At 71.8% G+C, this 18437-nt stretch carries 19 protein-coding genes; 10 read left to right on the top strand and 9 right to left on the bottom strand.

The window, feature by feature from the left end:
- Positions 1 to 26: 26 nt before the first annotated feature.
- On the top strand, positions 27 to 1235 hold the full coding sequence (gene manD, locus NMK34_RS19320) for a D-mannonate dehydratase ManD (RefSeq protein WP_318334631.1): 1209 nt from the start codon (positions 27 to 29) through the stop codon (positions 1233 to 1235).
- A 10-nt stretch (positions 1236 to 1245) separates the two neighbouring features.
- Here the strand turns inward: manD and NMK34_RS19315 are convergent, their stop codons facing one another.
- Genes NMK34_RS19315 through NMK34_RS19290 form a run of 6 tightly spaced genes read right to left on the bottom strand, consistent with a single transcriptional unit; the run spans position 1246 to position 9099 of the window.
- Positions 1246 to 3357: an alpha-glucuronidase gene (locus NMK34_RS19315; protein WP_318334630.1), complete on the bottom strand. Its 2112-nt coding sequence runs from the start codon at positions 3355 to 3357 to the stop codon at positions 1246 to 1248.
- On the bottom strand, positions 3354 to 4043 hold the full coding sequence (locus NMK34_RS19310; RefSeq protein WP_318334629.1) for a hypothetical protein: 690 nt from the start codon (positions 4041 to 4043) through the stop codon (positions 3354 to 3356). Before NMK34_RS19310 ends, NMK34_RS19315 begins: the two co-directional genes overlap by 4 nt.
- Positions 4040 to 5566, bottom strand: a complete 1527-nt coding sequence (locus NMK34_RS19305) for a GH39 family glycosyl hydrolase (RefSeq protein WP_318334628.1) — start codon at positions 5564 to 5566, stop codon at positions 4040 to 4042. Before NMK34_RS19305 ends, NMK34_RS19310 begins: the two co-directional genes overlap by 4 nt.
- Positions 5563 to 7206, bottom strand: coding sequence for an extracellular solute-binding protein (locus tag NMK34_RS19300; RefSeq protein WP_318334627.1), 1644 nt, complete (start codon positions 7204 to 7206; stop codon positions 5563 to 5565). The genes NMK34_RS19305 and NMK34_RS19300 overlap by 4 nt, the downstream gene beginning before the upstream one ends.
- 40 nt (positions 7207 to 7246) lie before the next feature.
- The gene (locus tag NMK34_RS19295; RefSeq protein ID WP_318334626.1) at positions 7247 to 8173 is read right to left on the bottom strand and encodes a carbohydrate ABC transporter permease; all 927 of its coding nucleotides are present in this window, start codon (positions 8171 to 8173) and stop codon (positions 7247 to 7249) included.
- Positions 8170 to 9099 carry an ABC transporter permease gene (locus NMK34_RS19290; RefSeq protein ID WP_318334625.1) on the bottom strand — a complete coding sequence of 310 codons (930 nt, stop codon included), beginning with the start codon at positions 9097 to 9099 and terminating at the stop codon, positions 8170 to 8172. Before NMK34_RS19290 ends, NMK34_RS19295 begins: the two co-directional genes overlap by 4 nt.
- A 67-nt stretch (positions 9100 to 9166) precedes the next feature.
- Between NMK34_RS19290 and NMK34_RS19285 the strand changes: the two genes are divergently transcribed.
- Both NMK34_RS19285 and NMK34_RS19280 read left to right on the top strand, forming a co-directional pair.
- Entirely contained in the window at positions 9167 to 10192 is a 1026-nt protein-coding gene (locus NMK34_RS19285; RefSeq protein ID WP_318334624.1) for an acetylxylan esterase, read from the top strand.
- Positions 10193 to 10310: 118 nt separating this feature from the next.
- On the top strand, positions 10311 to 10841 hold the full coding sequence (locus NMK34_RS19280; protein WP_318334623.1) for a hypothetical protein: 531 nt from the start codon (positions 10311 to 10313) through the stop codon (positions 10839 to 10841).
- A 14-nt stretch (positions 10842 to 10855) separates the two neighbouring features.
- Here NMK34_RS19280 and NMK34_RS19275 read toward each other — a convergent pair whose 3' ends face one another.
- Complete coding sequence (locus tag NMK34_RS19275) at positions 10856 to 11212, bottom strand: nuclear transport factor 2 family protein (protein WP_318334622.1); 357 nt, start codon at positions 11210 to 11212, stop codon at positions 10856 to 10858.
- Positions 11213 to 11320: 108 nt separating this feature from the next.
- Here NMK34_RS19275 and NMK34_RS19270 point away from each other — a divergent pair, with 108 nt between their 5' ends.
- Positions 11321 to 12361, top strand: coding sequence for a DUF4034 domain-containing protein (locus NMK34_RS19270; protein WP_318334621.1), 1041 nt, complete (start codon positions 11321 to 11323; stop codon positions 12359 to 12361).
- A 275-nt stretch (positions 12362 to 12636) separates the two neighbouring features.
- On the opposite strand, the gene NMK34_RS19265 is transcribed toward NMK34_RS19270, so the two are convergent.
- Positions 12637 to 13185, bottom strand: coding sequence for a helix-turn-helix domain-containing protein (locus tag NMK34_RS19265; protein WP_318334620.1), 549 nt, complete (start codon positions 13183 to 13185; stop codon positions 12637 to 12639).
- Between the two features lie 107 nt (positions 13186 to 13292).
- On the opposite strand from NMK34_RS19265, the gene NMK34_RS19260 reads away from it, so the two are divergent.
- From NMK34_RS19260 to NMK34_RS19240, 5 genes are all read left to right on the top strand, one after another.
- Positions 13293 to 13706 carry a nuclear transport factor 2 family protein gene (locus tag NMK34_RS19260; RefSeq protein ID WP_318334619.1) on the top strand — a complete coding sequence of 138 codons (414 nt, stop codon included), beginning with the start codon at positions 13293 to 13295 and terminating at the stop codon, positions 13704 to 13706.
- On the top strand, positions 13703 to 14551 hold the full coding sequence (locus NMK34_RS19255) for an ergot alkaloid biosynthesis protein (RefSeq protein WP_318334618.1): 849 nt from the start codon (positions 13703 to 13705) through the stop codon (positions 14549 to 14551). The genes NMK34_RS19260 and NMK34_RS19255 overlap by 4 nt, the downstream gene beginning before the upstream one ends.
- Before the next feature lie 19 nt (positions 14552 to 14570).
- Positions 14571 to 14789 (top strand): hypothetical protein, encoded by a 219-nt coding sequence (locus tag NMK34_RS19250; protein ID WP_318334617.1) that lies wholly within the window; start codon positions 14571 to 14573, stop codon positions 14787 to 14789.
- A gap of 90 nt (positions 14790 to 14879) precedes the next feature.
- Positions 14880 to 15827: a hypothetical protein gene (locus tag NMK34_RS19245; protein ID WP_318334616.1), complete on the top strand. Its 948-nt coding sequence runs from the start codon at positions 14880 to 14882 to the stop codon at positions 15825 to 15827.
- A gap of 47 nt (positions 15828 to 15874) precedes the next feature.
- Positions 15875 to 16336, top strand: a complete 462-nt coding sequence (locus NMK34_RS19240; RefSeq protein WP_318334615.1) for an HAD domain-containing protein — start codon at positions 15875 to 15877, stop codon at positions 16334 to 16336.
- A 25-nt stretch (positions 16337 to 16361) separates the two neighbouring features.
- On the opposite strand, the gene NMK34_RS19235 is transcribed toward NMK34_RS19240, so the two are convergent.
- Positions 16362 to 17696, bottom strand: a complete 1335-nt coding sequence (locus tag NMK34_RS19235) for a hypothetical protein (protein WP_318334614.1) — start codon at positions 17694 to 17696, stop codon at positions 16362 to 16364.
- A gap of 107 nt (positions 17697 to 17803) precedes the next feature.
- On the opposite strand from NMK34_RS19235, the gene NMK34_RS19230 reads away from it, so the two are divergent.
- The gene (locus NMK34_RS19230; protein ID WP_318334613.1) at positions 17804 to 18430 is read left to right on the top strand and encodes a M23 family metallopeptidase; all 627 of its coding nucleotides are present in this window, start codon (positions 17804 to 17806) and stop codon (positions 18428 to 18430) included.
- Positions 18431 to 18437: the final 7 nt, after the last annotated feature.

Below are 18437 nucleotides of genomic sequence, written 5' to 3'. Positions count from 1 at the left end.
GGCGCGCCGACCGCAGGGGAGACCGGATGAGGATCGTCGACGCCCGGGTGATCGTGACCTGCCCCGGCCGCAACTTCGTGACCCTGAAGGTCGTCACCGACGCCGGCGTCACCGGCGTCGGCGACGCCACCCTCAACGGCCGCGAACTCGCAGTCGCATCCTACCTGCGTGACCACGTCGTGCCGCTGCTGATCGGGCGCGACCCGGCCCGGATCGAGGACACCTGGCAGTACCTCTACCAGGGGTCGTACTGGCGGCGCGGGCCGGTCACGATGAGCGCCGTCGCCGCCGTGGACACCGCGCTGTGGGACATCAAGGGCAAGGTCGCCGGCCTGCCGGTCTACCAGTTGCTCGGCGGCCGGTCCCGCGACGGCGTGACCGTGTACGGGCACGCGAACGGCGAGTCCGTCGACGACGTGCTGACCGAGGTCGCCCGCTTCGTCGACCTCGGCTACCGCGCGGTGCGGGTGCAGTGCGGTGTGCCCGGCCTGCCCCGGACCTACGGCGTCAGCGCCGACAAGATGTTCTACGAGCCCGCCGACGCCGCGCTGCCGACCGAGACGACCTGGTCGACGGAGGCCTACCTGGCGCACGTGCCGGGCGTGTTCGCCCGCGTCCGCGAGGAGTTCGGACCCACCCTTCGGCTGCTGCACGACGTGCACCACCGGCTCACCCCGATCGAGGCGGCGCGGCTCGGTAGGAGCCTGGAGCCGTACGTGCTGACCTGGATGGAGGATCCCGTCCCGGCGGACCTGCAGGAGGGTTTCCGGCTCATCCGGCAGCACACCACCACGCCGATCGCCGTCGGCGAGGTCTTCAGCAGCATCTGGGACGCCGCCCAGCTCATCCGGGAACAGCTCATCGACTACGTGCGCACCACTGTGGTCCACGCCGGCGGGATCACCCACCTGCGACGCATCTTCGACCTCGCCGCGCTGCACCACGTCCGCAGCGGCTCGCACGGAGCCACCGACCTGTCCCCGGTCTGCATGGCCGCCGCGCTGCACCTGGACCTCGCCATCCCCAACTTCGGCCTGCAGGAGTACATGCGGCACACCGAGGCGACCGACGAGGTGTTCCCGCACGGCTACCACTACGAGGGCGGCTACCTGCATCCGGCCGAGACTCCGGGGCTCGGGGTGGACATCGACGAACAGGCGGCGGCCCGCTACCCGTACGCGCCGGCCTACCTGCCGGTGAACCGGCTGACGGACGGCACCGTGCACCCATGGTGAGCGCGCCGGTTCAGTGGATGCGGCGACCGTGCGCGTCCGGCACCCCGGACTTGCGGAAGAAGTAGGTGTTGATCTGGTCCCGCCACTCGACGGCGCTGCGGAACTGTTCGTCGAGGCGCTCGGCGACCCGGTCGTGGACGGCGGGGTCGACCGCCCCGGCGACGAGCCGCCACCGTTCCCGCATCGCCGCGACCTCCTCGACCCCGGCGAAGTGCGTGTCGTAGATGTGCTGGATCACGGTACGGCCACTGTGCAGCACGTGCCGGTACGGGACGTGATGGAAGAACAACAACAGTTCGTCCGGGCAGCGCTCGCGTGACTCGTACACCTCCGACCACGGCGGCGGGTACTGGCCGGTGAACCCGGTCCCGGTCGCCCGGGTCCGGTCCACCCCGACGCCGTCACGGTCGGCGAAGTGGTACGTGCCCCACGGGGTGTACTCGTAGCCGTCCACGTCCGGGCCGTAGTGGTGACCGGGCCGCACCATGAACCCGACGCCGAGCGGGGCGGTGTAGCGCTCGTAGGTGCGCCAGGAATCGTCCATGATCGCGTGCATCGTCCGCCGCACCGCTTCCGGATCGCCGGAGGTGACCGGCAGCCACGTCAGGTCGATCCACTCGTCGAGGATCGCGCCGGGATCCAGCAGCGGATCCCAGGCGAGCCGGCCGAAGGCGTACAGGTTCGCCTGCGCCAGCGGGTGCCCGGTCCAGAACCTGTCGTCGCCCACGTTGGACACCGCCACCAGGCCGCCCCCGGTGCCCGCCCGCCCGGCCGCCACGTCGGCGATCGTGCCGCCGGCCTCGCCCCACGGCCGGAACCGCAGCACCTCGCTCCACCAGGGCGCGAGGTAGCAGACGTGCCGCTGCTGGCCGGTGTACTCCTGCGTCGCCTGCACCTCCACCGCCAGCCGCGTCGCAGGCATCGCGGCGAGCACCGGGGACACCGGTTCGCGTGGCTGGAAGTCGATCGGGCCGAACTTCACCTGGAGGATCACGTTGTCGGCGAACCGTCCGTCCAGCGGCGCGAAATGGTCGTAGGCGGCCCGCGCCCGGTCCGTCGACCGGTCCCGCCAGTCCTGGTGGTGGTCGTAGACGAACGCCCGCCAGCGCACCACGCCTCCGTGCGGGGCGAGCGCCTCGGCGAGCAGGTTCGCGCCGTCGGCGTGGTCGCGCCCGTACGCGAACGGGCCGGGCCGGCCCTCGGAGTCGGCCTTCACCAGGTAGCCGCCGAAGTCGGGGATCCGCTGGTACACCCGCCGGGTGGCGGCGGCCCACCAGGCCCGTACCCGCTCGTCCAGCGGATCGGCGGTGGGCAGGCCGCCGAGGACCACCGGGGCGGCGAAGGTCACCGCCAGATGCACCCGGATGCCGTACGGGCGGAGCACCTCGGCGATCTCCGCGACGTCGCCGAGCCGGTCGGTCAGCAGCCGCGCCTCGGTGTCGTGCACGTTGACGTTGTTCACGCAGATCGCGTTGACGCCGCAGGCGGCGAGCAGGCGGGCGTAGTCGCGGAGCCGGGCGGGCTCGTGCCGGGCGGCGCCGTCGCACCAGAACAGGGAGCCGCCGGCGTAGCCCCGCTCGACCTGGCCCGACACCGGGTGTACGACCACGTTGTCCCAGTGGTCGAGCATCCGCCGGTCCAGTGCCGGTCGGTGCCGCCGCGTCGGCAGGTCGTCGTCGAAGGCCGCCGCGCCGAGCCGGACCACGTGGAACATCCCGTACATCAGGCCGGCCGGCGCGTCGGCCAGGACCACGGTCACGCCGTCCACCCGCGTCAGCAGGTACCCCTCGTCGCCGAGGGAGCCGTCGCCGGTGCCGTTCACCGCCGGTGTCGCGCCGAGCCGGGCCGTCTCCGCCGCCGGGTTCGGCACCGGGCCGGCCCCGCGCAGGGCCAGCACCAGGTCGGCGTCGACAGGCCACGGCGGACCGTGCCACAGCCGTCCGCCGTACCGGGCGCAGGCCCGGCGCACCTCGTCGAGGACGGTGTCGACCAGGAGGCCGTCGCCGTGCACCAGCACCCCGCGCGAGCCGAGTTCGCGGAACGCCGCTGGTGGGAGCCAGGCGGCGTGCCAGGCCGACTCGCCGGCGTCCGCGGACGCCCGGCCGGTGACCGGAACGCTCATGCGGTGAACTCCGCCCGGATCTCGTCGATCATGGGGTCGCCGATCCGCAGCAGTGCCAGCACCAGGAGCGCGGCGAGCAGGGCGAGTACCGCCTCGGAGAACACCGCGGTGACGCAGGCGGCGGCGGCCAGCAGCGCGACGTTGCCGACCGTGACGCCGGGCTTGCGCGCCACGTAGTAGACGGCGAGCCGGAGCACGTCGCGGGTGCGGAAGGTGAACAACGAGACGATCACCAGCGCGTTGACCCCGACCAGGATCACCCCCGCCCCGACCACGACGAGCGGCACCGCCCACCAGCCGGGGACGGCGGCGGCGGGCAGGTTCGCCAGGTTGACAGCGATGACGGCGAGCCACAGCAGCGTCGGCGCCCAGACGCGCAGCACGCCCGGCAGGTTGGCCCGGTACGCCCGGCCGAACGCGGCGGCGGGACGGAGATCGGTCAGGTCGGGGCGTTGGTGCCGCAACGTGTGCAGCGCGGCCGAGACGGCCGGACCGAGCGGCAGCGCGGCGGCGGCGACCAGCGGGAGATTGCTGCTGTCGCGGTCGAGCAGCACGAGCACGGCCAGGCCGGGCAGCACGCTCACCAGGAGCAGCAGTTCGACCACGAGCAGGGTGTGGACCCTCGCGGCGGCCCGCGACAACGGGCCGTCGCCGAACTCCCGCAGCCCGCCGGCCGCGCCGGTCACCGCCGGTCCCCGGGCGGGTCGAGCAACCTGTCGTCCCACCACGGCGGGGTCTCGTCCACGACCGGCGTCAGTTCGGCGAGCGTCACCTCGTGCCGGGCGAGGACGAGGTCGAGGTCGGCCCGCCCGGCCGCGACCGGCAGGGCGCGATGGGTACGGGCCGGCTCGGCTGCTTCCCGCAACGCGTCGAGTTGCCGGGGCCGTGGTGAGTGCGGGCTGCCCATCTCCCGCCAGGCCGCGAAGGCGTTGCCGGCGTCCTCGCTCACCGACGAGCGGAGCAGAAACGCCGACCCGGTGCCCGGCGGCCCGATCGGAACGGACAACGACAGGGTGTGCCGATCGGGTGCCGGTTCCCGGCCGGTGACGTCGACGGGGGCCCAGGCCAGCACCGCGACCCGGCCGTCGGGGTGCCGGGTGACGAGGTGGTCCGGTCCGCGTGCGAGCACCTCGTCGCCGAGCCGGGCCATGAACGCGTACAGGTGGTAGGTGGGTTTCTTGATCTGCCGGTGGGTGAGCAGGCCGAAGCCGCCGTGCAGCGGCGCGGTCGGCACCCCCTCCTCCTCGAACACGTCGCTGAAGGTCCAGTAGGAGAAGGAGTCGACCAGGTCCCCGCCGCCGGCCAGCACCGGGGCGAGGTAGGCGGCGTGGAAGGCCGTGTCGTGGATCGGGTTGTCCGGCCGGTAGGAGGAGTTGAATTCGGTGATGTGCACCGGGAGGCCGGCCAGCGCGGTGCCGGCCAGATGCCGGCGAGGCGCGGCGAACTGCTCCAGCAGGTCCGCGGCCGGGGCCAAAGTCTGCCGGGTGCCGAACGGCAGGTGCCGGGCCGGTCCGGAGGTGTAGGCGTGCCGGCTGACGAAGTCGACAGGCACGTCGCGGTCGGTGACGAACTCGGCGAACGGCTTCAGCCACTCGTCGGCGCCGGGGGAGAGGGCCGGGCCGCCGACCTGGAGCGCCGCGTCGACGTCCTTGACGGCGTGCGCCGACACCTCGTACAGGCGGTGGTAGGCGTCCTGGTCGGCGCGCGCCCAGAACGCCGTCAGGTTGGGTTCGTTCCACACCTCGACGGGCCAGCCGCGTACCTCGTCGAGGCCGTACCTGTCGACCAGGTGGGCCACCGTGGCGCGGACCAGGTCACCCCATTCGGTGTACGACCGGGGAGGCGTCACGTTGCCCCGCCACCAGAAGACCGTCTGGTCGCCGGAGGCGAGCGCCGAGGGCATGAACCCCAGCTCCACGAAGGGCCGGATGCCCATCGTGAGGTACGCGTCGACGACCTGGTCGACGTAGGTGAAGGCGTGCCGAACCCGGCGCTCGCCCTGGTACGTGTAGGGGCGGTGCACGCCGACGCCGTCGCTGAGCAGCCCGTGCCCGCGGATGTGCCGGAAGCCGATGTCCCGCTGCACCAGCGCCAGCGAGTCCTGATAGTCGCGTCGCAGGGCCAGGTCGAACCGGCCGGTGCCCACGCAGGTACGCCAGGCGTCGGTCAGCCGGCCGGCAGGCCGGTCGGGGACGAGGAGCCGCGTCATCCGTGGTTCTTGCGGTACCGGTCGTACGCCTTGTTCACCAGGTCGATGTAGGCCTGCGCGTTCTTGCCCCTCAGCTCCGAGACGTAGGCGTCCCACTCGCTCAGCGGCCGCTGGCCGAGGGCGAACTTCAGCGTGTTCTGGGTGACGTGGTCCTTCAGCGCGGTCGCCCACAGCGTCGTCTGCTCGCGCTCCTCATCACTGAGCGGTGCGGGTGGCGGAGTCACCCAGGGCGCGGCCTTGCGGGCGTTCATCTCCTTCTGGAACTCCAGTTCCTCGGGCGAGAAGAACGACTGCACCAGGTCGAGCTTGCCGCCGTAGGCGAAGACGCCGTTGTAGAAGCCGAAGTCCTTCTGCAGATGCTTGCTGCCCTTGGGGTTGAGCCCGATGACGTTGACGTCCGGGGCGAGGCTGCGCTTGCCCGAGGCGTCAGTGGTGTACGTGGTTCCCTCGACGCCCCACTTGGCGAACTCCTGGCCGGCGTCGGAGTACCAGAGCCAGTCGACGAACTGCATCATGGCCACGAAGTTCTTGCCGTCGCGGGCCTTGCTGGAGATCATCACGCCGTTCTCCAGCCGGCTCGCCGCGTTGACCGGGCCGGCCGGTCCGACCGGGAAGAGGATCTTGCCGAGCCGGGCGTTCGGGTTGATCTTCGCGATGTCCGGGCGGTAGTCGTTCACCAGGGTCTGCGCGTTCGTGCTGATCACGAAGGACTTTCCGCTGGCCAGCTTCTGCCGGGCCTGGTCGTCGGTCTGGGTGAACGTCTCCGGGTCGAGCAACCCTTCGGCGACCAGCTTGTGGAGGTACTCCACCACCTGCCGGTAACCGTCCGAGGCGCCGGTGAAGACGTACTTCCCGGCCCCGGAGTCCCAAGCCGTCGGCTGGTAGTTCCAGCCGGCGCCGGGCAGGCCGTGCGCGAGGGCCAGCATGTTCAGCAGGTTGCCGGCGGGGTTCGGCTTGCCGAACCGGTCGGAGAACGGGATGACGTCCGGGTGGGCCGCCTTCATCGCCTTGAGCATGGCGTACACCTCGTCCCAGGTGGTCGGGGACGGGATCTTCAACTGCTCCAGCACGTCGGTGCGGACCGCGAGGGTGTAGTCCTGCCAGGGCTTCTCGTGCAGTCCGGGCAGCAGGTAGAACTTGCCGTCCTCCTGCCGCAGCGTGTCCATCTCCGGCTGGAGTCCCCACCGCTCGATCTTGTCCTTGAAGTGCGGCATCAGGTCGAGGTAGTCGCTGACCGGCAGGATGGCGCCGGACGAGACGTACGAGTTCTCCTGCGGGTGGTAGGTCTTCGGGATGATCATCGGGGCGTCGCCGGAGCCGACCAGCACGCTGCGCTTCTGCTCGTAGTCGCTCAGCGGCACGGCGACCGGGTCCAGCTTGACGTTCGTCCGCCGGGCCAGCTCGGTCCAGAACAGCCACTCGGGCTTGAGCGGGTAGTTCGGGTGGTTGTTGTAGAGGATCGAGAACGTGACCGGCTCGGTGGCCTTGAACTGGTCACCGATGCCGTACTTCTCCATCGCGCCCGTACGGTTGCGGTCGAGGTCCTTCTTGTCCGGGGTGTCGTCGCCGCAACCCGCCAGGGCGACGACGGCGGCCGCGCCGCTGGCGAGCAGTACCTGGCGCCGGGACAGCTGGGCCATGGATTCTTCCTTCCGGTGGTGGGGGCGGTGCGGTGGGCGGCTATCCCTTCACGGCGCCGAGCATGATCCCGGAGACGAAATAGCGCTGGATGAAGGGATAGACCGCGAGGATCGGCAGGATCGTCAGCACGATGGTCACGGACTGGATGGTGGCGGCGGACTGGACGACGTCGCCGGCGCTGCCGAGGCCGCCGCCGGTCTGCGTGGCGTCTGTCGCGCCCGCGATCAGGTTGCGCAGGTAGACGGTCACCGGGAGCAGGTCCTGGCGGTCCATGTAGAGGAACGCGGCGAACCAGGAGTTCCAGAACGAGACGGCGTAGAACAGCACCATCGTGGCGACCATCGCCTTCGACAGCGGCAGGACGATCCGCAGCAGCGTGCCGTACGTGTTCAGCCCGTCGACGGCGGCGGCCTCCTCCAGTTCGACCGGCAGGCTCTCGAAGAACGCCTTCATCACCAGCAGGTTGAACACGTTTATGGCGTTGGGTAGGGCGATCGCCCACACGGTGTTCTTCAGCCCGAGGCTCGTGACCAGGACGTAGTTGGGGATCAGGCCGCCGGTGAAGAACATGGTGAACACGGCGATCCCGACCAGCGCGGTCCGGCCCCGCAGGTGCCGCTTCGACAGCACGTACGCGTAGCAGGTGGTCAGTACGACGGAGATGAGCGTGGCGACCACCGTGTAGAAGACGGTGTTGCGGTAGCTGATCCAGAACGTCGGGTCCGATGTCACCACGCGGTACGCGGTGAGGTTGAAGCCCCGCGGCACCAGGTTCACCTCGCCCGCGACGATGTACGCGTTGTCGCTGAGCGAGCGGGCCACGATGGTGAGGAACGGATACAGGGTCACCACCACGACGCCGGTCAGCACGACGGCGTTGACGACCTGGAAGACCCGGTAGCCCGCTGTCGGCCGGGGGCCACGCGGGCGGACCGCCGATGCCCGGGTACGGGCGCGCGTGCTCACCACAGGCTCGTCCCCACCGTGCGCCGGGAGATCGCGTTCGCCGACAGCACCAGCGTCAGCCCGATCACGGACTCGAACAGGCCGATCGCGGCGGCGTAGCTGAGGTTCCCGGAGACGATGCCCACCCGGTACAGGTAGGTCGAGATCACGTCCGCCGTCGGGTAGGTGAGCGGGTTGTACAGCAGCAGGATCTTCTCGAAGCCGACGGCCATGAAGGTGCCGATGTTGAGGATCAGCAGGGTGACCATCGTGGGCCGGATCCCCGGCAGCGTGACGTGCCAGGTCTGCCGCCACCGGTTGGCGCCGTCGATGCGGGCCGCCTCGTACAGGTCGCCGTCGACTGTGGTGAGCGCGGCGAGGTAGAGGATGGTGCCCCAGCCGACGGTCTGCCAGACCTCGGAGGAGACGTAGATCGTCCGGAACCATCCGGCCTGCTGCATGAACGGGACCGGCTCGCCGCCCACGGCGCGCACCATCTGGTTCACCGTGCCGTCCACCGACAGCAACTGGAGGACCATGGCGGCCACGATCACGATCGACAGGAAGTGCGGCAGGTAGGACACCGACTGGACGAACCGCTTGAGCGCGCGGTTGCGCACCTCGTTGAGCAGCAGCGCCAGCACGATCGGCAGCGGGAAGCAGAACAGCAGGGTCAGCGCGCCCAGCACGAGCGTGTTGGTGAACACGCTCCAGAAGGTCGGGTCGGTGAAGAACAGCCGGAAGTACCGCAGCCCGGTCCAGTACTCGCCGAAGATGCTGCCGCCCGGCTGGAAGCGCCGGAACGCGATCACGTTGCCGAGCATCGGCAGGTAGCGGAACGTCAGGAAGAACAGCAGCGGCAGGACGGCGAGCGAGTAGAGCTGCCAGTCCCGGCGCAGGGCCCGCCGCCAGGGCGTACGGCGACTGCGCGGGATCGTGGCTGCCAAACTCGTCCTCCCGCCTGACCGTCGGCTGGAACTTTCCGGTAATACGTCGTAAGCCTTTCGGAAATTTATGGGTATCGTTATCAGCGTGTCAAGAGCGTCGATTGATATCTCCCTCGAGCGGCTCCGCCGCTACGTACCGGCCGTTGTCGAGCCCGCCGACTTCGACCGGTTCTGGCGGGCCACCCTCACCGCCGCCGCGGCCACCCCGGTGCTCGTCGACGTCCGTCCCGAACCCACCGACCTGCGGCTGGTCGACGTGTGGGACGTGACGTTCGCCGGGTACGCCGGCGAGCCGGTACGGGCCTGGTACACCCGGCCCGCGGGCGTACCGGCGCCGCTGCCGGCTGTGGTGGAGTACCCCGGCTACGGACGCGGCCGGGGCCTGCCGGGGGAGCGGCTCACCTGGCCGGTCGCCGGTTACGCCCACCTGCTGGTGGACAACCGGGGTCAGGCCGGCCTGTACAGCCGCGGCGACACCCCGGACCCGCACGACGCGCCCGGCGGGCCCGGCCCCGCCACGCGGGGGATCCTGTCGCCGGACGACTACCACTACCGCCGCCTGATCACCGACGCGGCACGCGCGATCGACGCCCTCCGCGTCCTGCCCGGGGTGGACCCGGCCCGGGTCGCCGCGGTGGGCAACAGCCAGGGTGGTGGCCTCGCACTCGCGGCTGCGGGCCTCGTGGACGGCCTCGCCGCGCTCCTGGTCACCGCCCCGTTCCTGTGCGACATCCAGCGCGCCATCGAACTGACCGAGGCGTCCCCGTACGGCGAGATCGCCAGCTACCTGGCGGTGCACCGCGAGGCCGAGGAACCGGTCCGGCACACGCTGTCGTACGTCGACGGCGTCACCTTCGCCCGGCGGGCCACCGCCCCGGCGCACTTCGGGATCGGCCTGCGGGACGAGGTCTGCCCACCCAGCACCGGCTTCGCCGCCTACAACCAGTACGCCGCAGCCGGGTCGACCGCGCCGCTACGGGAGATGCACACGTACCCGTTCAACGGCCACGAGGGCGGGGAGGCCGTCCACGTCCGGCGGCAGCTGCGCTGGCTCGACACGGTGATCCGTACCGCCGGGACGGCGGCCGGCTGACGGCTCACCGGATGCGCCCAGCGCAGCGCCCGGACCCGGCCGGCGTCCCGGAGCCGGCGTCGTGACGCCCGCGCGGGCACCGTCCGGAGCGACTGTCGTCCGCCCCTAGACTGCGCCGATGGATGCTGAATTCGCGGCCAACGCCGCGGCCAACGCCGCGATCTTCGGAGTCTTCGGGATGGCCTGGTTCGGCTGGGCGCAGGAGGCGCCGCCCAAGGCGTGGCGTCCGTGGCTCGGCGTCGGCTCGGTGTCGTCCCTGGCCGCAGCGATCGCCGGCGGCGTCGTCACGGTGCGCACCTGGGACGAGGGCAGCTCCGTGGACGACAGGACGGGGCCGGTCTTCGGGGTGATCGTCCTGATCGAGGTGGTCCTCTGCGCCGCCGGCGCGATCTGGCTCCGGCGGACCGGCCGCGCGTCCCTGGTTCCGGCCTGGATCGCCCTGATCGTCGGCCTGCACTTCTTCCCCCTGGCGCCACTGCTGGGGTATCCGGCCCTCGCGATCTGGGCCGCGCTCGTCACCCTGGTCGCGGTCGTCAGCGTTGCCGTCGCCCGACGGTACGACCTCACCCCCAGCGCCGTCGTCGGTGCCGGCACCGGCGTGACCCTCCTGATCGGAGCGGCGACCGCACTGGTGCACGCCGGAGCCTGAGTGGGTCCGAGTGCTCACTGGACCGGGACGAAGGTGGCGGCCAGCACCCGCCAGTTGCCGTCGTCACGCACCCACAGCCTGGTGTAACGCAACCGTGCGGACACGACGGCCCCGCCCTGAACCGCATCCACCGCAGCGACCGTGCGGGTCACCCCGGTCTCACCGTCGTCCTGGACGTCGAGCGACTCCTCCACCAGACCGGTGATCCGCAGGGCCCCCGAGCGGTAGCTCTCCAGATCGTCCTCCTTGGTGAAGACCATGCCGTCCGGTCCGGCACCCACGACCCGGGGGTGCAGAAGCGCGTCGAGGGAATCGACATCGGCGGCCCGCTGAGCGGCTTGGAGCCGCCGTTCCGCAGCACGGAGATCCATCCACCGATCCTCTCCGGCGCCCCGCACCGCGACAAGCGGGTTAGCTCGCGGCAGAACGGCGACGCTGCGGCCCCCACCCCTGCTCGCTGACATCTACCATCCCTGATCATGATCTCGACCGTGTGGCGGATTCTCACCCGCCAGATCGACCCCAACCCGGCGCAGGACGACGCCGTGCTGCGCGAGGCGTGCACGCAGGCGCGGTACGGCTCCGACATCGGACCGGCCCGGAAGGCTCTGATCGCCACCCGGAACGACTACGACCGCCGGGCCCGGTACGTCCGTGTGCTCGCCGAATCGACAGCTCGTGGGCTGGGTTCGCGGATCGACCGTACGACCGGCCGGGTCGACACCACGGACGCGTGGACCGACCGCTGGGCGTCGCGCGCGCCCGCCGATCCGGACGCCCAGCTCGTCCGGGCCCGTTCCCTGATGGCGCGGGCGTGGGAGGTGCGCGGCGGCGACTGGGCCTCCAACGTACGCCGGGAGCAGTGGGTCGAGTTCAGCCGTCTGCTGGACCTGGCCCGGCAGGTGAACGATGTCGCGATGCGGCTCGCACCGGACGACCCGACGCCGTGGGCGCACCGCCTCGACCTCATGATCGACACGAGTGCGCCACTGGAGGACGTCGAGGAGACGTGGCGTGAGCTGACCAAGCGGGATCCGTGGCACCATCTGGGCCACGTGCTCCGGCTGACCTACCACTGCCGGAAGTGGAGCGGCTCGCACGAGGCGATGTTCGGCTTCGCCCGCTCGGTCGCCGCCACGGCGCCGACCGGCTCACCACTGCTCGTGCTGCCGGTTCGGGCCGCCGCGGAGTGGGCGCTGTGGGAGCAGGATCGCGAACCCCACGGCGGTACCGCCGACGAGATCGGCGAGCGGTGGCGACAGGATCCGGTCATGCAGGCGGATCTCGACAACGCCCTCTCCCGGTGGTTCCACCAGCCGGCGACCCGGCACGCCGCCTGGCTCGACGACGCGAACTTCCTGGCGTACGGGCTGGTGCGCACCGGTCGCGACGCGGAGGCCGCGCCGGTGTTCGCATCGATCGGCCGGTACGCGACCGGCGTTCCGTGGGCCTGGTGGGGTGACGAGCGGCACGACGCCGTCTTCCTCCGGGCCCGTCGCCGCGCCCGCCGCGCTGCCTGACCACGGGCGGCGCCGTCGCGCCCGCAGTCGACTCCCCCCGGAGGAGCCGTCCCATACCACTCACTTACGGGACCGCGCTCGGGCACACGCCCAGCGTCGCGGAACGCGATGCTGAGGTCCGGCCACCGATCGGGGAAGAGGGCCACCATGGCGTATCTGCTGTACAAGGTGGACGCGGCGAGGCCCGGGACGTCTGGACGGTGGGCTTCCGGCGCCTCGGCGAGTCGTACGCCGGGCATTTCGACGGCCGGACCTGGACGGCGCACGCGCCGCGGCTACCGCCCGGCGGCCAGCACCGAACGGGTCAACGCGGTGAGCCCGGCATCCCAGCGCTCGTCGGGCCAGTCACGGAGATGCTCCACGAGATCGCTGCGCACCGCGGCCAGCAGGGCGTGGGCGAGGAACTCCGCCGACTCGGGGCCCCGGGCCTCGGACACGACGGCGGTCAGCGTCGCGTGCCACTCCTCGTACGACTCGTTGCGATAGGGGCTTCCGCTGCCCGCGTTCTCCAGGGCCAGCGTGAGAACCCGGTTGGCCCGCTTGAACCGGACCAGTTCCCGCAGCAGGTGCAGGGCGCGGTCCGTCGGCGAGTCGCCGGGCGGGCTCGCCGTGAGTGACGCCTGGAGCTGTTCGCCGCGTGCGGCGTAGAGGGCGCGGACGAGGCCCAGCCGGTCACCGAAGTGGCGGAACAGCGTGCCCTTGCCCACACCGGCGGCGGCGGCGACGTCGTCCATGGAGATCCGGTCGGGGTCGGTCGCCGCCTCGAACAGCCGATCGGCCGCGGCGAGCACCGCCTCCCGATTCCGCGCCGCGTCAGCCCGCACTCCTGCCCCCTCTCGCAAACGGACCACCAGTCCGCTATGGTGAAGCGGACCGGCTGTCCGCTTATCGTAGATCACCGCGGGCGGCCCGCCGACCGGAAGGAACAGCAGTGCCGAGTACCGCCACCGATGTGTTCCACCAGGCCCTCGATCGTCTGCTCGCCAAGGACATGCCGGGCTTCATCGCCCTGTTCGCCGACGACGCCGTCATGGAGTTCCCGTTCGCGCCGGCCGGGCGGCCCAGCCGGGTGGCCGGCCGCGCCGAACTGCACGACTACCTCATCGACTACCCGCGGACCCTGGACATCCGCGAGATCGCCGACGTCACCGTGCGCCAGACCGCCGACCCGGAGGTGATCGTCGCCGAGTTCACCGCCACCGGCGTCGTCGTCGCCACCGGCGAGCCGTACCGCCTGCGCTACATCGCCGTCCTCACCATCAGGGCCGGGCGCATCGTGCGCTACCGCGACTACTGGAACCCGCTGGCCGTGCGGGAACTGTTCGGCGAGGGGGTGCGGGCATGATCCTCGTCGTCGGAGGCACGGGAACGACGGGCCGGCTCGTCGCCGCGAGACTCGCCGCCGCCGGCCGCCGGGCCCGCGTCGCCAGCCGCCGGGCGTCCGCCGAGGGCGTCCGCTTCGATTGGTACGACCGCAGCACGCACGACACGGCGCTGGACGGTGTGACAGGGCTCTACCTGATCGCGCCCCTCGGCGACGCCGACCCGGCGCCGACCATGCTGCCGTTCCTGGACCTGGCCCGGCGCGCCCGGGTACGGCGGGCCGTCCTGCTCAGCTCGTCGGCGATCGAGGCCGGCACCCCGGGACTGGGCGAGGTGCAGGCCCAGCTCGGCGAGATGATCCCCGAGTGGGCGGTGCTGCGACCGTCCTGGTTCATGGAGAACTTCGTCGGCGACCATCCGCACGCCGCGAGCGCCCGGGAGCGTGGCGAGATCGTCAGCGCCACCGGCGACGCCCGCGTGGGCTTCGTCGATCCGGCCGACATCGCCGAGGTGGCGGTGCGTGCCCTCACCGACCCGGCGCCCCACGACACCGAGCACGTCATCACCGGCCCCGAGCGGCTGAGCTACGCCGACGTCGCCGCCACGCTCACCGACCTCCTCGGCCACCCGGTCCGGCACCGCGCGGTCGACGAGGACGCGCTCACCGCGTACCACGAGGCTCACGGCCTCGCGCCCGACTACGCCCGCTTCCTCGCGGCCCTGGACACGGCCGTCGCCGCGGGCTCGGAGGACCGGGTCACGACGACCGTCGCGGACGTGACCGGCCGGCCGCCCCGGACGTTCCGGGACTTCTGCCGCGACCGGCCGGCCGGAATCCCGCGGACCGCGGACGCCGCGCCGGCCTGAGATCGACGCGCGGCCGGAGATGACCGAGGCGCACCTGGCCATGCCCGGCACCCAGCTCGGCGACCCGGTCAAGGCCGCGGCCGCCGTCATCGAGGTGGCAGTGGGCGGCACGGCCCTGCTGCACCAGGTGCTCGGCTCCGACTCCTACGACCTGGCCAGGGCCCGCGTGGCGACGTTGCTCGCCGACATCGAGGCCGGCCGCGAACTCGCGCTCACCACTGCCGTCGACGACGCCTGACCGCTTCGCCGACCGGTCGCGCGCTGCCCGCGCAGCCGGACAGCTCGGCGTCGATCCGGTGTTGTCAGAGCCCGTGGCTATCCTTTCGCGGTGTCGTACGCCGATCTCACGTCCGCGCAGTGGAACGACCTCTCCGACAGCGCCGCCGGCCGCCTGGCCCGGGACATCGCCGGCCGGCACGAGCTGACAGTGGCCGGTGTGCAGGACAGGGCGTACGCGGGCCGGTCGCACCGTAGGGCGCTGTTCGACCGCGGCGGGATGCGGTTCGCGCTCGTCCCCGGCGGCCGCCCGGCGCTCGGCTACGACGCGGCCCGGTTCAGTCCCGCCGCGCACCAGGCCGCCGACTACGCCGACAGCGCCGCCGAGTTCGGCCTCCCGTCGCTGACCGAGTTCGTCGACTCGATGACGTCGCCCGTCCGTGACGTCGACATGCCGGCGATGCTGGTCGCGGTGGACGCCTTCGACCCGTGCGAGGTTCCGCTGGCGCCGGACGACCCTCGCGTGCGGGAGCTGGTCGCGTCGGCCGGGGGCCGGTTCGGCGGGGTGCGCACCTTCCGGTCGGGTGACGGGCTGACCGTGGAGTTCGACCGGACGACCGGGCAGGTGGTGCGCGCCCGGGCGATCCGCGAGGTGTCGTACGACGACGCGATGGCCGGGCTGGCCGATCTCGGCCTGCGCACGACCACTCCGGACGAGTGGGAGTGGGCGTGCGGTGCCGGCGCGGCGACGCTGTTCCGCTGGGGCGACGACTGCCCCGGCGACGGCTACCCGTACGACCACAGGACCGGCCCGCACCGGCAGGACAACCTCTGGGGTCTGGCGATCGGGCAGGATCCCTACCGGCATGAGGCGACGACCGAGCGCACCGTCGTGTGCGGTGGTGACGGCGGCGGTGCCACCTGCGGCGGCAGCGGCTTCTTCCTGGGCTGGCTCACCCTCGCGACCGCGTACCGCGACGAGGATTTCGGCCGGTGGGCCGCCTCCGACGACGGGTACGCCGACGAGATCCTGACCCGGCCCGTCATCGAGCTGGGCTGAGGCCCGGATGGACGCCAGGATCCGTTAACCCTCCGGCACGGCGGGCGATGACTGATCGTCCGCTGCTGTTCCTCGACGTCGACGGGACGCTCCTGCCCTTCGGCGGCTCCGCCGGGCCGCCGGAGGACGGGGTCAACCCGCTGCTGGCTTGTCTGGACGCCGGGCACGGCCGCCGGCTCGCCGCGTTGCCGTGCGACCTCGTGTGGGCCACGACCTGGATGCACGACGCCAACGAGGTGCTCGCGCCGCGGCTCGGCCTGCCTCCGCTGCCGGTCGTCGACTGGCCGGATGACGAGGACGACGGCGGTCGGCTGCACTGGAAGACGCGGCGGCTCGTCGAGTGGGCCGCCGGACGCCGGTTCGTCTGGCTGGACGACGAGATCACCGACGCCGACCGGAGGTGGGTGGCAGGGAACCACGGCGCACCGGCGCTCCTGCACCGCGTCGATGCACGCCGCGGCCTCACCGACGCGGACCACCGACTCGTCGCGCGATGGCTGAGGGGATAGGGCCTGGGGTCAGCGTCCGCGCGCCCTAAGCGACCCGGTCTCGTGGCAACGCCCGGGTGGGCAGCACCAGAACCTTCCCGTCCTCCTTCTCGACGAGGCCGATCTCGACATCGGGCAGATCCGACACGGACACGGTCTCCTCGGCCGCGATCTGACGCAGGCGGCCCGGCCATTCGAGCAGGTTGTTCACCTCGCCCTGGGTCAACAGGCGATCGGTGAAGCTCTTGGTGGGTGCCCGCAGCCGCAGGTCCGCGAGGGCACCGAGGAGCGCGTGCAGTTCGTCCTGGAGTTCGTCCACGCTCCGCTGCTCGTCCTGCAACATCGCGGTGAAGCGGCGGAAACTGAGCTCGGGCGACTTCTGGGCGTGCTCGACGGCTTGCAGCACCGCGATCCGTCGCTTCGTCGCGATGGCCAGTGAAGCCAGCCGGAGCTCGACGCGGAAGGCGCCGTCGGGCTTGTCGATCCCGGGGAAGGCCTTGATGAGGTCGGCGACCTCCACCCCGTCGGAGGAGAACGCCGCGACCTTCGCCCGCCATGCGCCCGCCCTGCGTCGGGCTGCGGCGATGGCGGTGTCGACGGTGTGGACGGCCGCGTCGAGGCCGAGGGAATGTCCTGCCTCACCCTTGTCGAGGAGGAGGGCCGTCGCCCGTTCGACGGCTGCCGTCGCGCCGTGGAGGCGGTCGCGTTCCGCGTCGAGGTTCTCGGCGGTCAGCTCCTCGAGAAGCTCGGTGACCCTCTCCATGGCCTTACGACGCTGCTCTTCGGCGTAGACGCTCGCGGCAGTCGCCACGGCGAGCAGGATGAACGATGCCGCGGCGGTGACGATACCGGCGGTGGTCGCCGCCTTCGCGGTGCCGCTCACCGCTCCCGTGACGCCTGGCCGGGACGCGTCGGCCGCCACCGGCACGAAGGTGGCCTTCTGCACGATGCCCGTCTTGCCGAGGATGTCGCCGTGGATGCCACCCGCGACGGCCTTGGACGGCATGGACCGGACGAGACCGTCACCGAGCTGCGAGGCCACCGACCTCGGCACCACCATGCGGTACAGCGTCTCCGTCGACCCTGCGGCGGCCGTCGCCGCGGACCCGGCGTTCGGCGTCTTCAGCAGTCGTCGGAGCTCCATCGCGAGCGGCGACGCGGCGTCGAGGAGCCGTCCGCCTCGGATGTCCGTCGCCGGCGGAAGCGGGTACGCCTCCACCGTGACGAGCGGCGTGTCGAGGAACGCGGCGAGCGCCTGCCGCAGCCCGGCGAGCCGTTCCGGTGACATGCCCTTGTGGTCCACGGGAAGCTCCGCCGCCCGCGAGATCTTCCCGGGCTCCGTCGCCAGGGTCCACACCGGCACCTGCTGATGGTCCGTCACGCCGTTCCGCCGTTCCTAGTCGTGGCGAGCGCCATGAGACTAGCCAGTGCGTCGCTGATCGGCAGACCCGTGTCTGCCACCGGACACCGCCTGTCATGCTCGAAACGATGACCACCGAGCGCCCTCGCGGCTCCCGCCTTCCGCGCGTCCTGCTGATCGTCGGCGTCCTCGGGGCGCTCGCCGCCGTCGCGGCGGTCGTGGTGCCGCTGGTGCGGCCGCCCGGCCCACGACCGGACTTCCAGCTCCCGGTGGCGTGCGGCGAGACGTGGCGGCTGTCCACCTATCCGGGGCACGACGACTACGACGTCGACTTCTTCCCGACCTCGGGGGAGGCGTGGGGGAGGCCGGTGCTCGCCTCCGCCGACGGCACCGTCACCGTCGCGGGGATCAACGGCTCGCTGGGTGGCCGTACCCCACAGGATCCGGACGGGCCGCGCGGGCGCGGCGGCGGCTACTGGGTCAAGATCGACCACGGGGGGAAGTGGGAGACGCAGTACCTGCACCTGCTCGAACCGCCGTCCGTGCAGGCCGGTCAGCGGGTGGCCCGGGGCGACCAGCTCGGACGGGTCGGCAGCACCGGGAACTCCGGGGCTCCGCACCTGCACTACGAGCAGCGCCGGGGCTGGGAGAAGGTGGAGACCCACTTCGACGGCGTGCCGTCCGGGATCACGTCCGACGACCGCGAGTACTCGGTGCGGCTGACGAGCGCGAACTGCGCGCCGCCGCGCCAGTGACCGGGGC

Origin of the sequence: Micromonospora sp. BRA006-A, from assembly GCF_033433935.1 — a bacterium.
GTDB classification, from domain to species: domain Bacteria; phylum Actinomycetota; class Actinomycetes; order Mycobacteriales; family Micromonosporaceae; genus Micromonospora; species Micromonospora aurantiaca.
The sequence above is the reverse complement of the archived record's forward strand: the minus strand, read 5'-3'. Positions and strand labels throughout refer to the sequence as shown.